The organism is Streptomyces sp. NPDC104831 (assembly GCF_055583025.1).
This window is the reverse complement of sequence record NZ_JBVJOT010000053.1, coordinates 38,958-61,128: the sequence shown is the minus strand read 5'-3', so window position 1 is coordinate 61,128 and position 22,171 is coordinate 38,958. Positions and strand designations below refer to the sequence as shown.

Sequence of the window (22,171 nt, the reverse complement as noted above, 5' to 3'; positions counted from 1 at the left end):
CGTGGGGGGGGGGGGGGGTTGGGGGGGGGGGGGGTTTTGGGGGTCTTTGCCCCCCCCCCCCCCCCCCCCCCCCCCCGAGCCATGAGGTCAGCGTCTGCGGGCCCAGCCGGCGCCGATTCCGGCCACGTGCAAAGCCAGAGCCGTCAGTCCGAGAAGCATGACGTTCGTCGAAGAGAACACATCGTTGGTGCTGATATCAGCCGCGTTGATCAAAAACGCAAAGAAGAACAAGATTGCCGCGACTATGCCAAGCATGACGGACTCCTTCCACAAGAGGGGTGAAGCCCGTATGCCCGGCTATCGCTCCAGCAGACGTCGGCGGTGCGGGCCGTTTCCCCAGCAGTACGTCAGGCAGGCGCATGGCGTGGCCGGGTCGCCCGCCGTGGTGCGGCGTGGCGGGCGGGTTCAGCTGAGTCCGCGGGCTGGAGGCGCTGAAGCCATACGGAGGAGGTGAGCAGCAGGCCGGTGAAGATGGCCAGGAGGAGGGCGGATACCCACATCTGCCGGCTTCCGGGGGTCTGCCAGCCGGTCCAGGCGGTCGATGCCGCCCATACCAGGGCGCCCACCGCGTAGAAGGTGCGGACTCGGCGCAGCTGCCGCACGGCCCGCAGGGACAGGATGCTATCAGTCGTGGATGCCATGCCGGCCCGTATACCCCCGTGCACGCCGCTCAGCAGACCGGGTTCACTTCCGCTGTATCGGTCACTCCTGCTCGTGCTGCCGGGTTCATCCTTCGAAGTCGCGTCGCACTGCGGCTGCTTCGTCTTCGATCAGCCCGTCACCGTCGGGGAAGTCCAGGACGGCGCCGCAACGGCTGCATAGTTTTCCGTCTTCGGCGGGCGTGCCGCAGGCCTTGCAGAACCGGTTGCCTCGGTTGTTCTCGGTCTTGTGTTCCATTGTCTCTCCTGGATGGTGGGCGATGATGACTGCGGAGTACCCGTGGCTTCCGTGTCGATTCCCCGAGTGTCTGCTTCATTTTTTGTCTCCGATAGACTCTGGACTTAGGAGGCTGTAGCGCTGTGGTGGTGTTATCCGCTGGAGACGGTTGGCTGTGTCCCGTGCACGGAGGTGTGCGGCCGGTGTCATGGTGCGAGCTGCGTTACTCAATGCCCTTGGAGAGCCTGGTGGTTGCTGGTATGTGGATGCGTGAGGGTTGTTGTCCAGCTCGTCGGAGAGGGTGGATCGGATGGCTGTGAGAGGGCTTCGTCCTCATCAGCGTGAAGCCGTGGACGCGGTTGTCCGAGCGCTCGAATTGCCTGCAAGATCTACTGTGCCCGAGCGGGGTCTGCGGACTCAGGCGGTCATGGCGACCGGATCGGGCAAGACCCTCGTCGCCGTACGCAGCGCGGAGGAGCTGCAGGCGGGCCGGGTGCTGGTGCTCGTGCCCTCGCTGGACCTGCTCGCCCAGACCGAGGCCGCCTGGTGCGAGGGCGGGCGTACGGGGCCGATGATCGGTGTCTCGTCCCTTCGGGGGCCGGAGGCGTCGTTCCCGAACACCACGGACGTGGACGAGCTGGTCGCCTGGGTGCGGCCGTTCGACAAAGTGACCCTGTTCGCCACGTACGCCAGCCTCGGGCTCGGCACGCTGGAGCGCGCGCACCAGGCTGGCCTTCCGGGGTGGGACCTGATCGTGGTCGATGAGGCGCACCGGACGTCGGGGCGGATCGGGAAGCCATGGGCGGTCGTGCACGACAACACCCGTATCCCCGCTCTGCGGCGCCTGTACATGACCGCCACGCCCCGCCTGTGGCAGCTCGGGGACGACGATGAGGCCGGCGCACCGGGCGAGCTGGTCGCGAGCATGGAAGACGACCCCGAGGGCCCCTTCGGCAGCCGCTGTTTCACGCTGCCGCTCTCGGAGGCGATCGATCGGGGGATCTGTGCCCCCTATCAGGTCGTATGCGTGGACGTCACCGACACCGCGCTCCAGGCCGCGCAGCTCCTGGGCGGCGAAGGCCGCTCGGCAGAGGTCCGCGGGGCGCGGCTCGCCGCGCTGCAGACCGCCCTGGTGAAGGCGTCGGCCGAGGAGAGCTTCCGCCGCACGCTGGTCTTCCACCACCAGGTCCGCGAGGCCGAGGCGTTCGCGGCCGGCCTTCCGGACGTCGCCGCACAGCTGCACGCCTCCGACCCCGAGCTGTACCCCAAGACGATCTGGGCCGACTGGCTGTGCGGCGACCACAAGCCCCTCCGCCGGCGCCGGGTGCTCACCGAGTTCGAGACCGGGATCGCCGCGGACGGCACCGTCGTGGAGAAAAGCTTCCTGGGCTCGGTAAGGGTGCTGGGCGAGGGCGTCGACACCAAGAACTGCGACTCCGTCTACTTCGCGGACGTCCGCGGCTCGATGCCCGACCTGGTCCAGGCCGTGGGCCGGGCGCTGCGGATGCAGCCCGGCGAGGGCAAGATGGCCAGCCTGGTCGTGCCGGTGCTGCTCGGGGCCGGGGAGACGGCGGACAACATGCTGACCTCGCGGGCTTACGGCGGGCTGGCCAAGCTGCTGGAGGCGCTGCGGGCGCACGACGCCCGCGTGGTCGAGCAGCTCGCCGAGCAGCAGGCACCCAGTCGTGTCAGGGGCGTGCAGAGCCGCAGCGGGGGCCAGGAGGGACGAGGCGAGGGAGCAGAGAGCGACCGAAGCGACCGTGATCTGTCAGTGCCGGCCCGTGAGCTGCTGAAGTTCTCCACCCCACGCGACCCGGCGCAACTGGCGGCGTTCATTAACCTGCGGGTCCTCAACCCGGAACACGAACACTGGCGGCGCGGCATCGAGGCCGCCGTCATCTACGCACGGCTGCACGGCGACCTACGCGTGCCGTTCACGTACCGGGTGCCCGCCGCCGACGAGCAGGAGGCGGAGGGCGCGGGGTGGCCGGCCTCGCTTGGGAACTTCCCGCTCGGGCAGTGGATCGCCGACGCCAGGCGCTTTTACGCCCGCGGCGGCATGGACGCCGGCCGCATCCAGCAGCTGGAGAAGCTCGGCATGCTGTGGTCGCACTTCGACGTTGCCTGGGAGGAGGGCCTCGCGGCCGCGCGCGGATGGGCCGCCGAACACGGGCACCTCCTGGCCCCGCTGGACGCCACCTACCAGGGCTACAAGGTGGGGATCTGGCTGAAGAACCAGCGGGCCGCCGCCCGGAAGGCGGCCGAGATCGAGCAGCGGCGTGCCAAGGGCCTGCCGGTTCAGTCGTCGGCCGGGGCGCTGTCGCAGGAGCGGCGCGAGCAGCTGGAGGACATCAATCCGGCCTGGTGCCCGGCCTGGCCGGTGGAGTGGCAGCGCTGCTTCCACCTCGTCCGGCTCCACCTGGAGGCCGGCCGCCCGCTGCCCACGTCGCCGGGCGACGTCGTGCATCAGGGCGAGGACCTCGGACGGTGGGTGCGGGCGCAGCGGCTCGGGTGGGACGACCTGACGGCCGTGCAGCAGTGGCTGTGCGGGCAGGTCCTCGGCATCACACCCGCCAGCGAGGACGAAAAGCCGCCCCCGCGCCGTACGCAGGCCGACAAGTGGGCGCTGAACTACGAGGCCGCCCGCCAGTTCTACGAACGCGAGGGACACCTCCAGGTCCCCAGGAAGTGGGTTGAGCGGATCGCCGGCGAGGACCAGGAGGAACGGGAGCTCCGGCTCGGGGCGTGGATCGGGAATCAGCGCTCCCGGGCGGCGACGCTCGCCCCGGAGCGGGTGGAGCTGCTGTCCGCCATCGGCATGCGCTGGTCCTGATGGCGGGCGTCGCCGCCCGACGGCGTTCGGGGCGTGGGCCGGGAACCAGCGCAGCCGAGCCACGACGCTGACGCTGGAACGGGTGGAACCGACCGCCCGAACGCACCTGCTGTGATCGCTGAGCCGACCGTAAGGCGTACATTTAGCGTGCACAGAGCGTACGGCGAATGTTGTTCCATGGGCAGGCCGTAGCGCGCGGTGTTCCTGGAGCCGGGTGAGGTCCCGTGGCCGCCAGCGCCTCGTTCCGCCCCCAGCCGTAAGCGCAAGCCCGCTTCCAGCCCGCGCGAAACGGCGACCATCGCGGCCTTCTGCGCACCCGGGTCTACCGGCTCGAGTCCCTGGTGTGCTCACTCGGCAACCACAGTCTGCGGCATCGGTGGTGGCTCCACTCCTCTGACTTCGAATATTCGAGCCCCGTACTCTTCTTTTACTCTCTCAACAGCTTCTCGAAATTCCTTGAACCGCAGCCGCATATCCCAGTCGGCACGAGCCGAAGACGTATCGAAGCTGAAATCCCTGCGCAGTTTCTGAAGCTTGCATGATTGCTCATGATAGAGCAGATATAGTTTCTGATCATGGCTAGTCATCTGCACGAACACACAAAAGCCCTGGATAAAGCTCAGGGCAACATATACCCACTTGGGTGAATCGAGCGCCACGGCAGGCGGCAAGGCCAGTGCTGCGAAACCGGTGGTGAATAGCACTATCCGATGGCGCAGCATTCGACTCCGGGCTTCCGAGACCAGCCACTGAACATAGTCGTCCAGCCAGGCCGGGTATTCTTTCTCTCCCTTAAGCAGAGAGGGCGGCGGAGTAACCCGGGGATACATGCTAGGCGTAGGCCTTGCCTCCTCAAGCGCAAGAGTCCGGAATAACACTGCTGCCCCCGCGAGGACCATCGCAGAGGGCATAAGCAGCGCGGCGAAGCGGTTTCTGAGCGTCATGTGCTGAGCCTACGGCTCTGCGCAACATGATCACTGGTGGATTACAGCGGCTACAGCAGGGCCATCGCCCGGGGGATCGTGCCGCGCTCCGGGCCGTCCCGCCCCGGGGCAGACAACGACGGACGAACCCGCCCCGGCCTCGGTGCCGCCGCTGGAGGCGACGGACGTCCTGGCGGCCGCGGAACAGTTCCCGTGGGCCGTGGCCGCACCAGGCGTGCGGCACTGGCCGGACGGCGGTGACTTCCTGGACGTCGCTCTGAACAGCACCGCGCCCGCCGGGAAGAGATACTGCGCATGCACGGGCCGGGCAGCAGGCCCGCCTCGCACGGCCGGTACGCCCTGATCGGACAGCCCGAGACCCTGGTCATCGTGGAGCGGATGGAGAGTGCCCCGTTCCTCCTGCGCGGCCAGTGGGAGCAGGAGCTGGAGACCGCCTTCCTGGACGACCTCGAGTTCGTGTGGGGGCCGCGCCTCCGCCTCAGCCGGTGAGCAGCCGGGAACCAGCAGCGGGGGCCGGGCAGGGGGATTCTGTCCGGCCCCGCTGTCGTCGGATCAGCTGAAGCCGAGCCACCACCGGGCAGGGCTACTCCACCCGGCCGGCGCCAGGCGTAGAAAGTCGGCGCCCGCCCCCCGCATCCGGCCGGATTTGCCCCGCTAGCCGTGAGGTGGGGTGTTGCGACGACCGCTACAACTCACCCCGGTACCCCGGGGCCAAAAGAGGCCGTCCTAGACACGCCACGGAGCGGGCTGCGCGCCGAGTCCGCGTGTGGAGTCCGTTTCCGGGAAAGGCGTCCCGCCGCCGGAAGGCGGGGACGACCGGGGCCGAGCATGTGTGCTGCCAGTCCACCGTGGCCGTTACCGACGCCACCCGCTGACCCCCACGGCACAGGACGCCGTACGGCGCATCCTTCAGCGTCGGACCCCGTCGTCCTCCCCGGACACTGCCCCACCTGCACCCAGCCCCGGCCCGACTCCACCTGCCCCAGCAAGCAGTGCATCCTGCGCTGCCGCAGCCGTGAGTGAACCCTGCGCAGTGCTCGGAGACGCATGCCCCTGTTCTTCATCGACCGGCGAAAGACCCAGGAGGCCGGGGACATCTCCCGGGCTCAGTCGCGTGGATCTGGAGGAGCTGTTCGAGCGCCGCCGGGCGCCGGACGGGATACCGATCCTGCTGGATGAAGCGATGCGCTCGGTGGAACCGGAAGCGGTTTCCTGCCCCGATGTGCCGGCCGCCCGGGTCGGAGGCTTCGGCGGCATCATCCGGGATCAGCCGAGGAAGGCCGGGAGGGCGAAGCGGCGGGCCAGCTTTTCGCCGTCGTCTTTCGCACTTTCGGCGTTCAGTGAGTAGACGACCGTGCGTGACAGCTGACGGTCGCCCGCGATGACCGTGTGGTAGCCGGGGCGGGAGCCTGTCTTCGCCCAGATGATGGTGCCGCCGCCGAGGTCGAGACGCTGGAAGCCCATGCCGTACTGGCGGTCGCCGTCGTACGCGACCTGGCCCGCGGGCAGGCTGAGCATGGTGTCCAGGAGCGGGGCGGGCAGCAGGGCGCCGGAGAAGAGCCCGGTCAGCAGGCGTTCCAGGTCGGCGGTGGTCGAGATCATGTCGCCGGCTGCGCGGCGGTCCACCATGTTCCACTCCGTCACGTCGACACGGTGGCCGTCGACCTGTGCGTACGCTCGGTTGTGGACGCCGTGCACGAACGGGTCGCCGGGGCTGGGGAAGCCGGTGTCCCGCATGCCCAGGGGGCGCAGTACGCGGATCTGCGCCTGGTGGGCGTACGTGTCCTTGGTGACGCTCTCGATGAGGAGGCCCAGGACCGTGTAGTGGATGTTGGCGTAGCGCTGGACCGTGCCGGGGATCGACAGGGAGCCGCCGGCCAGGGACGCCGCCACGACCTGGCGGGGGGTGAGGGTGCGGAAGCGGTTGGCGTACAGCTCCTCGTCGGTCTCGCCGAGGCTCGCACCGTCGCGCAGGCCGCTGGTGTAGTCGAGGAGCTGGCGGACGGTGGGGATCCGGTCGGCGGGGAAGCCGGCGGGGAAGAGGCCGGGCAGGTAGCGGTCGGCGCGGGCGTCGAGTGCGACCTTGCCGTCCGCGACCAGGCTGAGGACGGTGGCGGCGGTGACGATCTTGGTGACGGAGCCGGCACGGAAGCGGGCGTCGGGCCGCGCGGGGGCCTGGGTGACGCGATCGCGGATGCCGGCCGAGCCAGCCCAGGTCTCGGTGCCGCCGACCTTGATGAGGGCGGCCGAGACGTCGTCGTCCGGTACGCCTTCCAGGGCCTGCTGGAGCGCCTGGACGCCGGAGCTGGGGGTGGGGGTGGGGGTGCCGACGGCCGTGACGCGGGTGGGGGGCGTCGGGGCGGCGGCCAGCGCGGTCCCGCTGAGCGGGGCGAGGGTGGCGGCGACGAGGAGGGCGGCAATGGCGATGCGGGGGACCGGCTTCATGGGGTGACTCCTGCGAGATGGGGTGTCGTGTGCCGTTCGGGACGGGGACCATCCTCGTGAGCGGGGCTGCTCCGGCGGATCGTCTGCCCGGGGGAGAGCGCACCCCGAGATCCGTGCGGGAGTCAGCCGCGGAACCCCTGCGGGACAAAGGGGAATTGTGTCAGGGTTGCCCGGCTTGATACCCGGGATCTCCCGACGCAGCGGACCATGACTGCGTTCAGCGTCGTCACGACCGCGCCCGATCCGGAATTGTGCGAGGACTTGAGCTCCTAGGGACCGCGCCAGCGCGCCCTGGCCAACGTCGCGGCGACCTGGGCGACGACAGCCTCACCGCAGCGCGAGCGGAAAACCGCCTCGTGCGCAACCTCGTGCACACCTCCGACGACCCCGCCGCGAGTACGGCACCTGGTCACGGGCCGTCACCGGCATATACCGGACGACACCCCGCCCCGCCACGGGAAGCCCCCCCGGACGGCTCTTCCCGTACCGCCGCCTGGCCGTCCACCGTCCAGGCCGGAACACCGCAGACCCTGGTCTGCTCCCGGCGTCTTTGTGTGCGGTGAAGCCGGCCGGCCGGAGCCCAGCGGCCAACGCGGCCAGCACCTCCATCCAGCTACTGCCTGGCCCGGAAGCCGACAGGTCCGAAGCGGCCGGCCGCAGCCCGTAGCGGCGGGCCGCTGAACACCGGCTGCCCGGCGGGCGTCTGGTCGGCGGTCAACCGCATGAGGGGACTCCTTCGTGTGCAGGTGTGCCGGGGCTTGACGCGGCACACCTGCGCGTCGCAGCAAGGGGTGGCTGGATTGGTCAGGCGCTGCTCAGGGCCGGCACACGGCGTGGGCGCATGGGGCGGCGCGCTGGGCCCGGGCGGTGCGACGCATATGCGGAGGTGGGCTCGTTGAAAGGCAGGTCCACTCCCGCCGGTGCGAGGCGGTGCGCTCCGCAGCCCGCGCGCATTTCAGCGCCCCGTCCGCGAGTGCGGACCCGATACGGTCGAGGGTGGTGCCCGAATCAAGGCACCACCCTCGACCGTCGCGCCACTCACCTGATCGTGAAACCTGGATCAGTCCGTCTCCAGCCTGCGTCGAGGCCGATCATCGTGGCCACGCCCGCCAGGCCTGAGGAGCGGCACTTCGCTGTCGCATCAGCGCGTGTGCTGCGCGGCCAGTCAGTCCTGGTCCTGTGAGGAGGGGTAGATCCGCCACAGCTGGGAGAGGTTGGGACCGCCCCACATGCGGGTCAGGCCCACCAGCCGGTCGTTGCCTTGGAGGTGGTCGGCGACGGCCAGGGCGTAGCGCGGATGCAGGACCGAAACCAGGTAGAAGTCGTTGCCACGGTCCGCGTGGGAGACCAGCCGCCAGTGCTGGTTGAGGCTGTCGGTGGGTTCCTGGAGGGTCACGAGGTCGGGCGGGTTGGCCCCTGCGGTCAGGCAGCGCCGGTTGGCGTAGGACTCGATGCGCACCGTGCCGCCGGCGTTCTGCCGCAGGAACCACCGGTGACACCGCAGGCTGCCTACTGGCTGGCCTGGCTGACTCGGCGCACGGTTTCGTCTGACCGTCCGTATCGCGCGCGGCCCGCCGTCGCGCGCGAGGAGGACCAGCGGCGCCCCGATCCCCTCGCCCGCCGTCCGGGCCTGTTCCCACCACCCACTTCTCTTTTCTTCCTGCTGTGGGGCGTGGACCCGGTGGAGCAGAGGGGATGTCGGCCTGCCGACCATGGCCGGATCAGCCTGGTGACGTGGGGGTTCGCGGGCGGGCGCGGCAGAGGGTGCGGACGGTTGCCGGACGGGTTGTCGGCGGGGATGTGGGTCTGGTCCACGGCAGTGTTGTCGCTTCGTGACCGTGGTCGGGTCTTCGTGGTCGGGCCTCTGGTCGGGGCCGGCTGCTGCTGTGTCCGGTATGCGCGGTGTCGGGCAGGCCGGCGCCGCACCGGATGGGAAGCGGACGGTACCGTGATGATCGGCGTGGACGCGGGCAGCGGGGACCGGCTGGCGCTGGGTGTTCTTACGCACTACCGGATGGCCACCACTGAGCAGATGCACCGGGTGATCACCCCCTCGGCGCGTATCGAGCAGACCCGACGGCGGCTGGCCCGACTTCGGGAGGAGGCGCTGGTCGACCGAATCACGCTGCCGCAGGCCGGACGGACCCGGGTGTGGTTCCCCACCCCCTACGGCGTGCGGCTCGCCTGCGAGTGGCCCGAGCCGCGCGGGCGCCGGCCCTCCAAGACCGTGTCCGATCCGACCGCCGTCCGGCTGAGGACCGGCCACACGCTGACCGTGACCGAGACCGCGCTCGCCTTCCTCGAGGACGCCCGCCGCCGCGGCGAGCTGTGCCGGCCGCTGGACTGGATCCCCGAGGTCCACCATCCCGTCGGGAGCGGAGAGTCTGTCATCCCCGACGCCCTGCTGTACTACCGGCGCGGGCCCGCCGACGGCGACAGCGGGTCGATGCTCCGGGCGTTCGTGGAAGTCGACCGGGCCACCATGGGCCCCGAACGCCTCGCCGCCAAGCTGCCCGCGTACGAGCGTCTCCACCGCTACGTGCCCGCGCTGCCCGGGCGCCGGCTGACCCTTCAGGCGCCGGCGGTGGAGGAATGGCGGCAGCGCTACCCGCTGTTCCCGCGCGTCCTGTTCGTCCTGGACGGCACCGGAGCGGCCGGCATCGAGAACCGGATCAGCGCCCTGCGCGCGGCCGCCCGGCCCCTGGCACTCTTCCTGCGGGACGTGCCCGTCCTCGCAGCACCCCTGGCCGACCTCCACCAGCACGGCCCCTCCGCCCCCGTGTGGCGCCCCGTCCGCGATCCCGACCAGCGAGTCCCCTGGACCGCGGCCTGGCCTCAACCGGGATGACGCGCGGCCGCCGCAGACGACAGCACGGGTCCGCCCTCGCGCCTGTGCTGAGCGGTGGTCGGGGCTGAACGCGGTCCGACGGGAGGCGTGGCCGGCCTCATGGTCAAGTCTGCCGTGCCCGAGGGAGGCGGCCGGCGGCTTTACGGAGGATGACTTCGACGAGGGTGCCGCGGCCGTCGTTCTTCGGCAGGGCGGCGGCGTGGCGCCGGACGTCGGCGGCGCGGGCGCGGGCGCGGGCGTGTCCGGTGAGCTGGAGGGCGATCTGCTCGTAGTCGCGGGGCGTGAGGTCCGGGTCCTGCCACGCGAGGACGGCGGTGACGAGCGCTTGGTACGGGGCTCGGTCCAGCGGCAGGTCGTCGTCGACCAGGCCGTGGGGGTCGTGGAGCACGGTGTAGGTGTCGCTCACCGGCACCTCGCCGCATCGTCCTCCTGGCCGTGGTCGCCGGTGCGGTCGTCCCGCCCTCGCGTACCACACCCGGACAGAACGGCTGCGCCCAGGGCGAGGACGGCGCTCGCGCCGAACACCTTGGTGAACAGGGGCAGCGAGATCCTTCCGCCCGCCCGCGCCCCCACGCCGTCCAGAAGGACGGCCCTGGACGCGGGCGTCGCCGGACCAGGCGACCGTGAACAGGCCGCCGGGGACGTCGACGGCGACGACGACCGCCGCGCAGGGAAGGTCGTGGCCGGCCGCGCGGGCGGGGTCGGCGGCGTAGTAGCCGTACTCGGCGCGCAACCCGGCCTCCGCACCCGCGCTTTCGGTGGCGGCATGGGCCGGGCGCAGGGCGGCGGTGCGGGTCCAGGAGTGGATGGCCGGGCTGTCGCCGACACCGTCGAGCAGGGCGTAGGCGCGGGTGCCGTCCGGCGCCGTGCACACGGCGGTCGCATCGCACTGAAAGGCCCGGTCACCACGCCGCTGGGCAGTGGCGTACGACGTCACTGCCAGGTCCTCATCGATGTCCTCGCGCATGCGGCGAGCCTTCCAGAACGCGCGGTCCAGGCGGAGTGTTTCGCGAGGGCGCCCGTTCCCGGAGGGGGGAAGCTGACCGGTGGGGCCGGGGGATGTGACGCCCCGTTCCCGGCACCGCCGGGGTCTATGCGGGATGTCTCCGACTCGCGGGTGCGGTGACGCGTGATCGCGTCCATGGTTCTCACGCTGCCCTCGCCGTCCTCGATGCGGCGGCGGTATTCCTGCCAGTCCTCGGGGGTCCATTGGTCCAGGGCCGCGGGGAACGCCTCGTCGCCGCCGTTCACCGGTCCGCCCCCACGGCCGGGACGCCGTACATGGCCGCGCAACATGCGCAGGCGCGCAGGCCCCCCACGGGGTACCGGGGCGATGCCGTCCCCGCGCACCACACGCACGACGTGCCCGCGCGCTGCCGGTCCATCAGGGCGTCCTGATGGTCGGGGCATCCAGCAGTGGCGGCAGGTGGCCGTTCGTGCTGCGCGTCGTCATGGGCAGTCGCCTCGCGCTCGCGTCGGTTCGGTGTGGTCGTCCCCGACGGGGGGCGGGGACGACCGGGGGGCGGGGACGACCACCGGGCCGCAACGCGCCCTGGTGCGGGGCGGTTGGGCTGCCACCAGTCAACGATCACTGTCCGCTGTGGGATCATCACCCATGCGGCATGTGCATACGGGTACGCGCTCAGCGGGTACGGGCAGACGCCGAAAGCCGCAGCAACTCGTAGCGTGGGGGACGTCGTGGACTTCCAGGCAGGGCCGATCCGGGACGCCTCACGAGCTGGGGACTACAGACGCGTGATCGAACTGGCCCGCAAGGGACGGCAGATGACGCAGGCGGCGCTGGGGCAGGCCCTGGGCATGGCCCAGTCGGCCGTCTCCCGTCTGGAGAAACGCGCCCAAGCCTCCTACAGCGCCGACGTCCTGGCCGCGGCGGCCGCCCATCTTCAGATCCCGCCGGCGCTGGTGGGTCTGGCAAACGGGCGCACGGCGCAGGTTCGGGTGAGAGACGACGATCCCATGCACCGACGCACCGTCCTTGGTGGTGCCCTCGCCGCGATGGCAGCCCCCATCCTGGCCGCCGTGCCGGACACGCACGACACGATCGGCGGGCAGGCCGCCGCCCTCCGGCTGACCACGAGCGCCTACCGCAGACTCGATGGCACCACCCCCTCCCGTGACCTCGCCGACGCCGTCGAGGGCCATATCCGGCTCATCCAGACCATCACCCGCACCGTCACCGGCGACGCGGACCGGGCGCGGCTGGCCGCCGTGGGCAGCGAGGCCGCCTCCTTCGCGGGCTGGCTCGCGTGGGACAAGGGCGACCACGGGTCGGCCCGCTCCTGGTACGGCGGAGCCGTCAAAGCCGCACGCACGGCCCACAACCCGCTCCTGACCGCGTACCAGATAGGCACGCTCGCCCGGCACACGCCGGCAACGGCGTGGAAGCCCTGAATCTCGCCCGGCGCGCCCGGCGGGTGCTCGGCGAGCAGCGTCCGGCCCTCGCTGACGCCTGGCTGCTGACCGTGGAAGCTTTCGGGTACGCGGTAGCCGGCGACCGGCGCGGGGCGGACCGGGCCCTGACCGACTCCCGCGCAGCCGCGGAGACGCTGACCGCCGAGCAGGAACCGCCACCGTGGCCATGGGTGTTCTCCTTCCCTCCCGGCAAGGTGGCCGCCTGCCGCGTCACCTGCGGCGCACGCCTGGGGCTGCCCGAGTGGGTACTCGCCCAGGACGTGGAAACCCTGACCACCGGACACGCGAAACAACGAGCGCTGCTCGTGCTCGACATCGCCGCCGGGCACCTCGCCGGCGGACGGGTGGAGGCCGCATTCTCTCTTGCCTCCCGCGCCCTCGAGGCCGGCCTGCAGTACCGGTCCGGGCGGATCGTGGAACGCGCTCGTACCCTGCGCCGCAGCCTCACCACCAACTCACCGCCCAGGATGGTGCTGGACTTCGACGAACGCCTGCACGGCGTCTACCTGTAGGGAAGGATGACCACGGCATGAGGGTGGGGATCACCGGGCACCGCGGGCTGAGCACGCAGGTCGAGGCCCAGGTACGGGCGCTGGTGACCGCGTACGTCACGGCACACGACCCGAGCGGCCTGGTCGGCCTCTCGTGCATCGCCGACGGACCCGACTCCTGGTTCGCCGAGACCGTCCTGGAGCACGGCGGCCGCCTCGAGGTCGTCGTCCCGGCCGCCGAGTACCGCCACGGGCTGCCCGACTGGCACCACCCCGTCTACGACCATCTCCTTGCCCGCGCAGCCGACGTCCACCACACCGGCATCACCGAATCGACCTCCGAAGCACATCAGGCCGGCTCCGAGATCCTCGTCGGCCTGGTGGATGAGCTGATCGCCGTATGGGACGGGAAACCGGCCCGGGGATACGGGGGCACCGCGGACGTGGTCGCCTACGCCCAACAAACCCGCGTCCCGGTGCGGGTGCTATGGCCCGAAGGCGCCAGCCGGTGACGCCGTTGAACAAAGTGCCACCCGCGCAACGCACTGTCCGGCGAAGTCACCGCTTGCGCCAAGACCGTGCGGAAGTACAAAGTGCGGGCCACCACCGACGCGGTGGTCGGTACCGTCACCGGTTCCCCCGCGGCGCCCCGGACAGTGCTGCTGGGCCGCTACGACACCGCGGGCCGCCTGCAGTACACCGGGCGCAGCACCACGCTGTCCCAGGCCGCCGGCCGCGCCCTGGCCGACGTGTTGGTCTCACCGACGGTTGCGCATCCGTGGCAGGGGTGGACGTTCTCGGCGGGCTGGGGAACAGCACGCTCTCGATGTCCTCCTGGTAGAGCCCGGCGTGGTGCTGGAGGTGGCCGTCGACATCGCCCGGGACAGCGCCGGACGGTGGAGACACCCCGTCCGGCCCCACCGCACCCGCACGGACCTCGACGTGACGCGGGTACCGCTGTTCGGCGAGGACGACGCCTCACCCTGAGCCGGCCACGTGGTCAGGCCGTCCGCGCCTGGCCGCGACACCCGCGCCCACCCGAGCCGGGCCGACATCTCCTGCATGAAGTACAGGGTGTAGAGGGGGCCAGCTGGCTCGTACCAGAGCGGCGAGCGGAGCGGATCGGTTCTGACCTTCTCCAGCCGGCTGTCACGACGTGAGCCCCGGATCGTGTCCGGGAAACTCACGTCGTCACAACCGGCGAGGCGTGGATGCGGCGGCGATTGTGCGGTCACTCAGCTCGGATAGAGGCGCCGTAATCGTCGCTCTGGCGGAGCACCGCAGCCTCCCGGACGGGTGCGGGCCATACCTGGTCCCGGTCGGCGTCGGTCCGGCTCCGCACCATCGCCGGTCTCGGGCCAACACCCGGAGGGGCTGAGGGGCGGCCTTCGACGAGTTCGGTCCGCTCACAATCCGCGCCGGCCCCGGGCGTCGTGCGCCTGCCGCGCCGGGCTCAGGCACTGCGCGGCCGGCGGCCCGCCGTCTTCTTCGCCCCGGTCTGCTTGGCCGGCTGCTTCTTCGCGGCCGTCTTCCTCTTCGGCTGCGGCAGCTCGTGTACATCGGCCGGGCCGGCGTCGCCGCGGGATGCCTTCGCCTTGGACACCGACTGCTGCAGGGCGGCCATCAGATCCAGCACCTGGGCCGGCTGCTCCGGCTCCTCCACCGCGGGCAGGGGCTTCTCCTCGCGTTTCGCCTCGATGATCCGGGCGATCGCCTCGGTGTAGCGGTCGGTGAACTCCGGCCCCTCCAGCCGGTCGATCGTCATGGTGTCCATGAGGGCGAGGGCGCCGGCGATCTCCTCCTCGGAGACCTCGGTGGGCGGGGGCAGGAGCTCGGTGGGGTCGCGGATCTCGTCGGGCCAGCGCATGGCGTGCAGGACCAGGACGTCATCGCGGACCCGCAGCAGCCCAAGGCGTTCGCGGCCGGACCAGGCGTACTTCGCGACGGCCACCTTCGCCGACCGGGACAGGGCCTTGACCAGCAGCTTGTACGGCTTGGCCGCGACCTGACCGGAGGGCTGGAGGTAGTAGCCCTCGGCGATCCGGATCGGGTCGACCGACTCCAGCGGCACGAACGCGTCGATCTCGATCGCCTTCGCCGTCGGCAGCGGCAGATTGCTCACGTCCTCGTCCGTGATGGGGACGACCTGCGTCTTCGTCAGCTCGTAGCCCTTGCCGATCTCGTCCTGGGGGACCTCGCGGTCCTCCAGCTCGCACACCTTGCGGTAACGGACCCGGCCCTGGTCGGGCAGGTGGTACTGGTGGAAGTGGATGCTGTGGTCCTCGGACGCGCCGACCACGTTGATCGGCACCGTGACCAAGCCGAAGGTGATCGCGCCGGACCAGATCGTTCGGGGCATGGCACACCTCTCCCACTCACCCCGAGCACCACCAGGCATGAGTGTGCATGAGATTCCGGACGAGCTGATCATTCTGGAGCGGTCCGCCGAGCAGGAGCGGGCCCGGCTCGCCGGCCTTACTGGTGACGACTACGACGCCCAGCTGGGCCGCTGGCGCGAGGCCTCCGCCGCCTTCCACACGACCGTCACCGAACACGCAGCCACATCCTAGATCAGCCGGTACGAGCTGGAGCAAGCCGTGAAGAAGGCCGTACGGCACCCCGAGCCCAAGGACGACGCAGCCGACCAGTAACCCCGCGGACGGTGCCGGGGCTACTGGTCGGGCCAGTCGGCCAGCACCCCACCGGTCTCCTCGTCGAAGAGGACGACGCGGGTGCCCGGCCTGCCGCCGCGCTCGCCGATCCGGGACTGCCCTCCGGCTCCCACGTCACAGATCCTCCCGGAAGTGTGCCGGGCACCCTGATCCAGCACACTCAACTCTGCGGCCCTCGTATGAAACTGATTCCGTGGCGGAACGCAGCATCATGCGAGGGCCGTCCGTCTGTTCGGCGAATGCCCAGGCAAGTGACGTCACACGACGACCTGTTGGCGACGGCTCCCGGCTGGTCGCCCGGGGCCCGGCGTGCGGCCGACGGTTCGCTCGCGGCCACGGTCACTGCCAGGACGCGGTCTACTGCTCGCACGCCTGCTGACATGTGACCGAGCGCTTGGCCTGGCGGGACTCGCCAACTTCAGTACGCATTCACCGAAATGCCCGATCCCTGCGCATTGCCGTCCGTCACTCCGTCGCCGATGCGCGGTTCGAGGTATTCCGGGCACCGCTGTGGTACGGGTGGTGTCCGGCGTGGCACCCATCAGTGCGCCCGGCCACCGCGGTCGGCACCCGAGGAGCGGCATCCCTCCTCGCACACGCACAAGGGAGTACCCGTGCCCGACACCAAGAGGACGGCGGCCATCGCGGCGGCCGTCCTGACCGCCGCGACCTGCGCGCTGACCACCGCCACACCCGCCACGGCCACCGACGTCCGCCAGCAGAACCAGACCGTACGCTTCTTCAACGAGGACACCGGCGGAGCGCTGGACGCCAACGGGCGAGGAAACATCGCCATCACCTGGGTGCCCAACGGAAATGCCCTCCAGGACTGGAACGTGCGCCCCTCCGGTTCGGGATACCTGATCGAGAGCGTGGCCAAGCGCGGCAACTGCCTCCAGGCGCCCGACGACCCCGGCCAGCCCGTCCTGGTCGTGCGGTGCAACGCCTACGCCCCGACCCAGCTCTGGCTGGACGAGCGCGTCGGCGACCAGTGGGTCCTCGTCGAGCAGGCAGACCAGAACTTCGCCATCGAGGCCGTGCGGAACGGCCAATCGGTGATCAGGGAGTACCGAGACGACAACCCCCGCCAGCTCTGGGACGTCACACCCGCCTGACACCACTCGGAACGGCCGGCCCGCCTCCCGTATCCGGGACACGGGCCGGCCTGGCACCCACAGGGCTCCACCGGAGCCGGCACAGACCTCCCGCCGCCCGCGGCGAAGGGTCGCGAGACCACCGTCACGCTGATTGGCTCGGACCTGTCCGACATCACCAGGGTGACCTTTAACAACGAAGACGCCACAGGGCTCAAGGTCAGCAGTTCCACGAGGCTGAGCTGCCAGCCCCCGGACCTGCACGCCGGCACCACCCAGGTCGTCGCCTACGAGGACGACGACACCCCGACCAACAGCTTGACGTTTACGTTCACGGGTGAGGACTGAGCCCGGCGCCGCCCGAGCGCCCCTTCCGGACTCGCGCGGACCGGGCCGCCCGGCCGGTCGGATCTCGTCCTCGGCCTCCGCGTCCCGGAAAGGGGCGCGGGTCCTGGGCGGCCGTCAGGCTGCGAGCTAGGGCGTGGCCACGTGCCACATCCCCTGGTAGTTGTCGCCGTTCGTGTCTCCGGGGTTGGCGTCCTTGGAGCAGAAGTAGAGCGGCTTGCCCTTGTAGCACCACTGCGGTGTGCCGTCGTCGCGCTTGGCGATCGTGTAAGGGCCGGCCGGGACGTCGGTCGCGCTCGCCTTGTACGGCGGCCAGGAGGTGGCGCACGGGCCGGTGCACGCGCTCGTGCCCGAGTTGGGCTTGTCCTTGTCGAACGTGTACAGCGTCATCCCGTTGTCGGCGACCAGGAACCCGCCGGCGGAAACGCTTGCAACACCCATCGCTGTCTCCTCATCACATCGCCTCCGGTACCGATAACCGGGGCACATTTGTACGGACGTCGGCAGCACCGGTCGTCCTGGAACCGCTCCAGCCGGGAGTCGCGCTGATGCTGCCCCGGCGTAGATCACGAAAACATCAAGGCCGGTGGAATTGGCGTCGGGCGCGTGAAGCGGTCCCGGCTTGGGTGATCGCGGCCGTGAGCCGGAGGATCTGCTGTCGTGTTCGACAGGGCAGGCAAGCGGGCGCCTGGTGGTCCCCCAGGCGATGGCCGCCTGGGGGGACCGGTTGAGCTTGCCGGTGTCCTTCGACCGAGAGGCCCCTGGGGTCAGTCGACGCCGCGGAAGACGCACATCAGCTGGTCGTCGGTGGCGTCCTTCTGGCGGTAGTGGATGATGTCCGGCCCCTGGGCGCTGCGGTGACCGCCGGCGCCCTGTCCAGCAGTCCATCCGCCGGCCGCGGTCCAGGTGGTGTGGTACAGGTTCTGCTTGTTGCCGGTGTAGACGCAGTGGAGCCGGTTGCCGTAGACGGCCAGGCCCACACCGTCGGTGGTGGCCTGGGTTCCCAGGGTCTGGCCGCTGTTCCAGCCCGAGTTGTCGCTGTAGCGCAGGTGCCAGATCTTCTTGTCCTTGCCCTGGTAGACGAGGTGGAGTTCACCGTTGTAGGAGATCAGCGCGGGCTCGTTGAAGCAGGCGTGGTAGCCCAACTTCTCCGCCAGGGGCCAGGTGCCGTCCGTCGATGACATCCAGTAGAGCTGCCCGGTCTTGTCGTTGGAGTCCCGGTAGATGCAGTGCATCCGGTTGCCGTGCACCGCGAGCGCGGCACCGGCGCTGGTGAGGTTGTTGTGCATCTGCGCCGCGCCGCTCCAACCGCGGCCGTCGAAGTGCGTGGACCACATGGTCGAGTTGTTGGCGCCCCGGTACACGCAGTACAGGCGGTCCTGGAAGACGGTCAGCGCCGGGGCGTGCCTGGTTTCCTGCCCGTGCGGGAAGGGTGAGGCCGGGGCCCAGCTCTCTCCGTCCGGGTTGTACCAGGTCCACCACAGTGTCGCCTTGTTCGCCGAGTTGTTGTACACGCAGATGATGTCGTCCCGGTACTTCTCCACGCGGGGGTTCTGCGTCGTGGCCTGCCCGTGAGGGAACTGCTCCTTGGGGCTCCAGCCGTGCTGGGGGTCGTAGACGCACCAGTACAGGTAGTAGTCCGGCGGGGTCTTCAGCCGCACCGGGATGAGCATCCCCGGCGCGAACCAGGGCGAGACGAGCTTGCAGCCCTTGCCTGAGGAGACGTCGCGGATCCACTTCGCCTTCAGCTTGCAGAACAGCTTGATCAACGGCGAGAAGGGCTTGAGCTTGGGAACCTTGGCGAGGACCTTGCCCACCAACTCGGTGATCTCGGCGGCGATGTCCGCCGCCTGGGCGCTGAGATGGACCTCGAACTTCCACCAGAACGTCTTGATCTGGATGTCGTCCTCGGAAAGCCCAGCCCTCGCGGCATCCTCCGCATCCAGGCGGTAGACCGCGTCCGGTTCCCCCTCCTGCACCTCCGGGATGTCCGCCAGCTCGTTGCCCGGAGCGTCCAGCCCACTCAGCGGGCCAGCGTTCTCTTCCACCGCCACGATGATCTCCTCCCGGCGCTCTACGCCAGTTCCTCGGTGACACCCGCGAAACACCACGAAAGTCCGACACCGGACAAGCCGGCACGGGCCCCTGTGCCCGCGCCAAGCGGGCACGCATCTGGAGGCTAGGGCCGATCACGACGATGAATCCGCATGACCCGCCAACCCACCATTCACAACAATACGTATCCAGCCATGTACATATCGCGACACCTCGTCATTGACGCAGCACAGGCCCGCTACGGCAACTGCAACGAAACCCAGGCCGTCCTGCGGGCACTCAAGCCACGTCGGGGGAAGGCGGACCGACCCCCGCGCGCCCACCGCTCGATGCAAGGTCACGTTGACCCCTGCAAGATCAGATGCAGCTTCAAGCTGGCATGTGCAGAGCCAAGCGGTACCGGACATCCGCCAACAACCTCGCCCACCTACCCGGACAGGGGCTCGGTGTCTCTGAGACATACCGCAGTCTGGAGAAGGACGGCTTCCGCGCCCAGCTCGCCGTGCGCACGAACGGCCGGGTGCTGCTGCGCTCGAGACAGGGAACGGACATGACCTCGGCGTTTCCCGAGATCCGGGAGGCGGCCCTCGCGCAGCTGCCCGCGGACACCGGCCTGGACGGCGAGCTCGTGGTCTGGGAGTCCGGCCGGCTCGCGTTCGAGCGGCTCCAGCAGCGCCTTCCCCGGCGCGGGACCGGAGCCGTCGAGGCGGCCCGGCAATGGCCAGCGCACTACGTCGTCTTCGACCTTCTCCGCGCCGGGACGAACCTGACCGCCTGGCCGTACACGCGGCGGCGCGCGGCGCTCGAGGCGCTCTTCGTGGACCACGGTCTTGAGGCGCCGCTGACGCTGTGCCCGTCGACCACCGCGACCTTGCCGTAGCGAGGGGATGGCTGGAGTGGACGGCAGCCGGGCTGGAGGGACTCTGTTTCAAGCGGCTGGAGGAGCCGTACCGGCCGACACGCTCTTGGCGGAAGTGCAAAGTGCGGATCACGACCGAGGCCGTCATCGGTGCCGTCACGGGCTCACTCACCGCGCCCCGGACCGTACTGCTGGGCCGCTACGACGCAGCGGGCCGCCTTCAGTACACCGGGCGCAGCACCACACTGTCCCAGGCCGCCGGCCGCGCCCTGGCCGATCTGCTGGTCCCGCCGACGGGTGCGCATCCGTGGCAGGGGTGGACGTTCTCGGCGGGCTGGGGAACACAGCGCGCTCTTGAAGTCCTCCTGGTGGAGCCCGACGTGGTGATGGAGGTGGCCGTCGACGTCGCCCGGGACAGAGCCGGGCAGTGGCGGCACCCTGTCCGGCCACACCGCATCCGCACGGACGTCGACGTGGCGCAGGTACCGCTGGTCGGCGAGGACGACGCCCCGCCCTGAGCAGAGGGGTGACGCGCCGGAGCGCGATGCGCAGGTCGGTGATGCGCTGGTCGCGGGTGGCGGGGGCGGGCGGGGCGTCCATCGTGGGCCACCTCAGCAGGTGATGCGGGCGACGAGGGCGGTGGCGTTGTCCGCGTACGAGTCCGGTAGAGCGTGCGCGCGCCGGACGGCGTCGTCGACCAGGCGCTCGGCGGCGGTGCGCGGAGTGCCGGTCAGGTAGCCGGCCAGGTCGTGGCCACCGTCCTCGTGGGGTTCGTAGGCGCCGTCGGAGGCGAGCAGCAGCCAACCCGCCCGGGCCGGACCGCGCAGGTACTCGATGGCCGGGTGGCCCCAGAGACGTTCTGTCTCCTCGTCGCTGCGGGCTTCCCCGAGGCAGGCAGTGATCAGGTTACGGTCCCCGCCGTCGCACGCCCTGCGGGCGTTGTGGTCCTCGGTCAGCAGGCGCAGGTGTCCGTCCAGGAGGAGGTAGGCGCGGGCGTCGCCGGACCAGGCGACCGAGAACAGGCCGCCGGGAACGTGAACGGCGACGACGGCCGCCGCGCAGGGCAGGTCATGGCCGGCCGCGCGGGCGGGGTCGGCGGCGTAGTGGCCGTACTCGGCGCGCAGCCCCGCCTCCGCATCCGCGCTCCCGGCGGCCGCGCGGACCAGGCGGCGGGCGGCGGTACGGGTCCAGGAGCGGACGTCCGGGGTGTCGCCGACACCGTCGAGCAGGGCGTAGGCGCGGGTGCCGTCCGGCGCCGTGAACACGGCGGTCGCGTCGCACTGGAAGGCCCGGTCACCACGCCGCTGGGCAGTGGCGTACGACATCACGGCCAGGTCCTCATCGATGTCCTCGCGCATGCGGCAAGCCTTCCAGAACGCGGGGTCCGGGCGGATCGCTTCGCCAGGACGTCCGTGCCCGGGCGGGTGATTCCTTCCTCGCGCACGCGGACGCAGCCCTGGCAGCACGGCCCAACTTGCCTACTTCCAGAGCGAATTGACAGCTTTGGCAGGTTCTGTAATCTTCTGTCCGCCGCTTCCGGTGAACGAGCGAGAGGTGATCTCATGCGACGAACCGAGTACGACGCGGGTCAGGCGGCCAAGCGCCTGAAGGTGCCCGCAGCGGTCTTCCGGTGGGCCCGGCACACCGGCCTCGTCCCCGCCCCCGACGTGTCCACCTCGCAGTGGTCCCGGGCCGCCGTGGAGGCGATGGACGCCGACGCCATCCAGGCCGCCATGCCCACCCCGCCGATCGGCGGCGGCGCGGCGGCGGACCGGATCGCCGCCGCGCTCGGCACCCCCAACGTGATCGGTGAGAAGGCAGCCGTGACGGCGTTCGTGGTGCGCCGGTTCGTCGACCGCGGCCTCCTGGTCGACCTGAGCGCGAACCCGGACGGAACGCTGCACCACCCCGGCCAGGTCGACCAGGTCTGCCGCCGCGCGGACCTGGCCGAGCTGGTCGCCGCCGACACCCCGCTCGGGCCCGAGCAGGCCGCCGCCCGGCTCGGGGTGCGCCGCGTGGAGTTCGACCACATGGTCCGGCTCGGTTGGGTCCGCTCTCCGCAGTCGGTCGAGGTCCGCTTCGGCACCAGCCGGGCCGGGGCCGTCGACGTCGCCCTCTACCGGTCCGCCGACGTCGACGCGATCCCCGCCGCACACCCGGAAGTCGACTGGGAGCAGCTGCGCGCGGTAGAGAAGGGCCGGCGCTCCCCGCTGGCGGCGCTGCGCCCGAAACCGGCGGTGGCACCTGCGTGAGCCTGCCGGGGCAAAGGCGGCCCT

The 22,171-nt window shown here is 70.6% G+C and carries 23 protein-coding genes and 1 pseudogene; 13 read left to right on the top strand and 11 right to left on the bottom strand.

Annotation, left to right across the window (positions count from 1 at the left end; genetic code table 11):
• Positions 1-87: 87 nt before the first annotated feature.
• From ACZ63H_RS30150 to ACZ63H_RS30140, 3 genes are all read right to left on the bottom strand, one after another.
• Entirely contained in the window at positions 88-255 is a 168-nt protein-coding gene (locus ACZ63H_RS30150) for a hypothetical protein (protein ID WP_469870454.1), read from the bottom strand.
• 92 nt (positions 256-347) lie between these two features.
• Complete coding sequence (locus ACZ63H_RS30145) at positions 348-641, bottom strand: hypothetical protein (protein WP_469870452.1); 294 nt, start codon at positions 639-641, stop codon at positions 348-350.
• 85 nt (positions 642-726) lie between these two features.
• On the bottom strand, positions 727-897 hold the full coding sequence (locus ACZ63H_RS30140; protein ID WP_469870450.1) for a double zinc ribbon domain-containing protein: 171 nt from the start codon (positions 895-897) through the stop codon (positions 727-729).
• Positions 898-1,186: 289 nt separating this feature from the next.
• Between ACZ63H_RS30140 and ACZ63H_RS30135 the strand changes: the two genes are divergently transcribed.
• Positions 1,187-3,709 (top strand): helicase associated domain-containing protein, encoded by a 2,523-nt coding sequence (locus tag ACZ63H_RS30135; RefSeq protein WP_469870448.1) that lies wholly within the window; start codon positions 1,187-1,189, stop codon positions 3,707-3,709.
• A gap of 347 nt (positions 3,710-4,056) precedes the next feature.
• Here the strand turns inward: ACZ63H_RS30135 and ACZ63H_RS30130 are convergent, their stop codons facing one another.
• A complete protein-coding gene (locus tag ACZ63H_RS30130) occupies positions 4,057-4,653 on the bottom strand; it encodes a hypothetical protein (RefSeq protein ID WP_469870446.1) in 597 nt (198 codons plus the stop codon).
• 294 nt (positions 4,654-4,947) lie between these two features.
• Here ACZ63H_RS30130 and ACZ63H_RS30125 point away from each other — a divergent pair, with 294 nt between their 5' ends.
• Positions 4,948-5,142 (top strand): hypothetical protein, encoded by a 195-nt coding sequence (locus tag ACZ63H_RS30125; protein WP_469870444.1) that lies wholly within the window; start codon positions 4,948-4,950, stop codon positions 5,140-5,142.
• A 777-nt stretch (positions 5,143-5,919) separates the two neighbouring features.
• On the opposite strand, the gene ACZ63H_RS30120 is transcribed toward ACZ63H_RS30125, so the two are convergent.
• Both ACZ63H_RS30120 and ACZ63H_RS30115 read right to left on the bottom strand, forming a co-directional pair.
• A complete protein-coding gene (locus tag ACZ63H_RS30120) occupies positions 5,920-7,098 on the bottom strand; it encodes a serine hydrolase domain-containing protein (protein WP_469870442.1) in 1,179 nt (392 codons plus the stop codon).
• Positions 7,099-8,263: 1,165 nt separating this feature from the next.
• Positions 8,264-8,557 carry an RICIN domain-containing protein gene (locus tag ACZ63H_RS30115; RefSeq protein ID WP_469870440.1) on the bottom strand — a complete coding sequence of 98 codons (294 nt, stop codon included), beginning with the start codon at positions 8,555-8,557 and terminating at the stop codon, positions 8,264-8,266.
• A 492-nt stretch (positions 8,558-9,049) separates the two neighbouring features.
• On the opposite strand from ACZ63H_RS30115, the gene ACZ63H_RS30110 reads away from it, so the two are divergent.
• Complete coding sequence (locus ACZ63H_RS30110) at positions 9,050-9,946, top strand: replication-relaxation family protein (protein WP_469870438.1); 897 nt, start codon at positions 9,050-9,052, stop codon at positions 9,944-9,946.
• A gap of 103 nt (positions 9,947-10,049) precedes the next feature.
• Here ACZ63H_RS30110 and ACZ63H_RS30105 read toward each other — a convergent pair whose 3' ends face one another.
• On the bottom strand, positions 10,050-10,913 hold the full coding sequence (locus tag ACZ63H_RS30105; protein WP_469870436.1) for a hypothetical protein: 864 nt from the start codon (positions 10,911-10,913) through the stop codon (positions 10,050-10,052).
• A gap of 788 nt (positions 10,914-11,701) precedes the next feature.
• Between ACZ63H_RS30105 and ACZ63H_RS30100 the strand changes: the two genes are divergently transcribed.
• The 4 genes from ACZ63H_RS30100 (at position 11,702) to ACZ63H_RS30085 (ending at position 13,857) form a co-directional block, all read left to right on the top strand.
• Complete coding sequence (locus ACZ63H_RS30100) at positions 11,702-12,358, top strand: helix-turn-helix domain-containing protein (protein ID WP_469870434.1); 657 nt, start codon at positions 11,702-11,704, stop codon at positions 12,356-12,358.
• Complete coding sequence (locus ACZ63H_RS30095; RefSeq protein ID WP_469870432.1) at positions 12,346-12,891, top strand: DNA-binding protein; 546 nt, start codon at positions 12,346-12,348, stop codon at positions 12,889-12,891. Before ACZ63H_RS30100 ends, ACZ63H_RS30095 begins: the two co-directional genes overlap by 13 nt.
• Positions 12,892-12,908: 17 nt before the next feature.
• Positions 12,909-13,382 carry a hypothetical protein gene (locus ACZ63H_RS30090; RefSeq protein WP_469870430.1) on the top strand — a complete coding sequence of 158 codons (474 nt, stop codon included), beginning with the start codon at positions 12,909-12,911 and terminating at the stop codon, positions 13,380-13,382.
• A gap of 337 nt (positions 13,383-13,719) precedes the next feature.
• Positions 13,720-13,857 carry an ATP-dependent DNA ligase gene (locus ACZ63H_RS30085; protein WP_469870428.1) on the top strand — a complete coding sequence of 46 codons (138 nt, stop codon included), beginning with the start codon at positions 13,720-13,722 and terminating at the stop codon, positions 13,855-13,857.
• Positions 13,858-14,323: 466 nt separating this feature from the next.
• Here ACZ63H_RS30085 and ku read toward each other — a convergent pair whose 3' ends face one another.
• Complete coding sequence (gene ku / locus ACZ63H_RS30080; protein ID WP_469870426.1) at positions 14,324-15,229, bottom strand: non-homologous end joining protein Ku; 906 nt, start codon at positions 15,227-15,229, stop codon at positions 14,324-14,326.
• A gap of 37 nt (positions 15,230-15,266) precedes the next feature.
• Between ku and ACZ63H_RS30075 the strand changes: the two genes are divergently transcribed.
• The 3 genes and pseudogenes from ACZ63H_RS30075 to ACZ63H_RS30065 form a co-directional block, all read left to right on the top strand.
• Positions 15,267-15,440, top strand: a complete 174-nt coding sequence (locus ACZ63H_RS30075) for a hypothetical protein (protein ID WP_469870424.1) — start codon at positions 15,267-15,269, stop codon at positions 15,438-15,440.
• 716 nt (positions 15,441-16,156) lie between these two features.
• On the top strand, positions 16,157-16,657 hold the full coding sequence (locus ACZ63H_RS30070) for a ricin-type beta-trefoil lectin domain protein (protein ID WP_469870422.1): 501 nt from the start codon (positions 16,157-16,159) through the stop codon (positions 16,655-16,657).
• A gap of 117 nt (positions 16,658-16,774) precedes the next feature.
• Positions 16,775-16,984 (top strand): annotated as a pseudogene (locus ACZ63H_RS30065) (IPT/TIG domain-containing protein); the annotation flags it as partial.
• 126 nt (positions 16,985-17,110) lie between these two features.
• Here ACZ63H_RS30065 and ACZ63H_RS30060 read toward each other — a convergent pair.
• On the bottom strand, positions 17,111-17,422 hold the full coding sequence (locus ACZ63H_RS30060) for a COG4315 family predicted lipoprotein (protein ID WP_469870420.1): 312 nt from the start codon (positions 17,420-17,422) through the stop codon (positions 17,111-17,113).
• A gap of 326 nt (positions 17,423-17,748) precedes the next feature.
• Positions 17,749-19,029 (bottom strand): DUF8189 domain-containing protein, encoded by a 1,281-nt coding sequence (locus ACZ63H_RS30055; RefSeq protein ID WP_469870418.1) that lies wholly within the window; start codon positions 19,027-19,029, stop codon positions 17,749-17,751.
• Between the two features lie 386 nt (positions 19,030-19,415).
• Between ACZ63H_RS30055 and ACZ63H_RS30050 the strand changes: the two genes are divergently transcribed.
• Together ACZ63H_RS30050 and ACZ63H_RS30045 are read left to right on the top strand one after the other, a co-directional pair.
• Positions 19,416-19,916 (top strand): ATP-dependent DNA ligase, encoded by a 501-nt coding sequence (locus ACZ63H_RS30050; RefSeq protein WP_469870416.1) that lies wholly within the window; start codon positions 19,416-19,418, stop codon positions 19,914-19,916.
• Between the two features lie 101 nt (positions 19,917-20,017).
• Positions 20,018-20,413 carry a hypothetical protein gene (locus tag ACZ63H_RS30045; RefSeq protein WP_469870414.1) on the top strand — a complete coding sequence of 132 codons (396 nt, stop codon included), beginning with the start codon at positions 20,018-20,020 and terminating at the stop codon, positions 20,411-20,413.
• A 93-nt stretch (positions 20,414-20,506) separates the two neighbouring features.
• Here ACZ63H_RS30045 and ACZ63H_RS30040 read toward each other — a convergent pair whose 3' ends face one another.
• Entirely contained in the window at positions 20,507-21,253 is a 747-nt protein-coding gene (locus ACZ63H_RS30040; RefSeq protein ID WP_469870412.1) for a hypothetical protein, read from the bottom strand.
• A gap of 204 nt (positions 21,254-21,457) precedes the next feature.
• Between ACZ63H_RS30040 and ACZ63H_RS30035 the strand changes: the two genes are divergently transcribed.
• Positions 21,458-22,147, top strand: a complete 690-nt coding sequence (locus tag ACZ63H_RS30035; protein ID WP_469870410.1) for a hypothetical protein — start codon at positions 21,458-21,460, stop codon at positions 22,145-22,147.
• Positions 22,148-22,171 lie beyond the last annotated feature (24 nt).

Bases quoted from the DNA above. Each gene is read 5' to 3' on its own strand.
- ACZ63H_RS30130 (WP_469870446.1), bottom strand. From the start codon at position 4,653: ATGACGCTCAGAAACCGCTTCGCCGCGCTGCTTATGCCCTCTGCGATG.
- ku (WP_469870426.1), bottom strand. From the start codon at position 15,229: ATGCCCCGAACGATCTGGTCCGGCGCGATCACCTTCGGCTTGGTCACG.
- ACZ63H_RS30040 (WP_469870412.1), bottom strand. From the start codon at position 21,253: ATGCGCGAGGACATCGATGAGGACCTGGCCGTGATGTCGTACGCCACT.
- ACZ63H_RS30135 (WP_469870448.1), top strand. From the start codon at position 1,187: ATGGCTGTGAGAGGGCTTCGTCCTCATCAGCGTGAAGCCGTGGACGCG.
- ACZ63H_RS30110 (WP_469870438.1), top strand. From the start codon at position 9,050: ATGATCGGCGTGGACGCGGGCAGCGGGGACCGGCTGGCGCTGGGTGTT.
- ACZ63H_RS30105 (WP_469870436.1), bottom strand. From the start codon at position 10,913: ATGCGCGAGGACATCGATGAGGACCTGGCAGTGACGTCGTACGCCACT.
- ACZ63H_RS30145 (WP_469870452.1), bottom strand. From the start codon at position 641: ATGGCATCCACGACTGATAGCATCCTGTCCCTGCGGGCCGTGCGGCAG.
- ACZ63H_RS30035 (WP_469870410.1), top strand. From the start codon at position 21,458: ATGCGACGAACCGAGTACGACGCGGGTCAGGCGGCCAAGCGCCTGAAG.
- ACZ63H_RS30125 (WP_469870444.1), top strand. From the start codon at position 4,948: ATGCACGGGCCGGGCAGCAGGCCCGCCTCGCACGGCCGGTACGCCCTG.
- ACZ63H_RS30120 (WP_469870442.1), bottom strand. From the start codon at position 7,098: ATGAAGCCGGTCCCCCGCATCGCCATTGCCGCCCTCCTCGTCGCCGCC.
- ACZ63H_RS30090 (WP_469870430.1), top strand. From the start codon at position 12,909: ATGAGGGTGGGGATCACCGGGCACCGCGGGCTGAGCACGCAGGTCGAG.
- ACZ63H_RS30140 (WP_469870450.1), bottom strand. From the start codon at position 897: ATGGAACACAAGACCGAGAACAACCGAGGCAACCGGTTCTGCAAGGCC.
- ACZ63H_RS30150 (WP_469870454.1), bottom strand. From the start codon at position 255: ATGCTTGGCATAGTCGCGGCAATCTTGTTCTTCTTTGCGTTTTTGATC.
- ACZ63H_RS30050 (WP_469870416.1), top strand. From the start codon at position 19,416: ATGTGCAGAGCCAAGCGGTACCGGACATCCGCCAACAACCTCGCCCAC.
- ACZ63H_RS30060 (WP_469870420.1), bottom strand. From the start codon at position 17,422: ATGGGTGTTGCAAGCGTTTCCGCCGGCGGGTTCCTGGTCGCCGACAAC.
- ACZ63H_RS30075 (WP_469870424.1), top strand. From the start codon at position 15,267: ATGAGTGTGCATGAGATTCCGGACGAGCTGATCATTCTGGAGCGGTCC.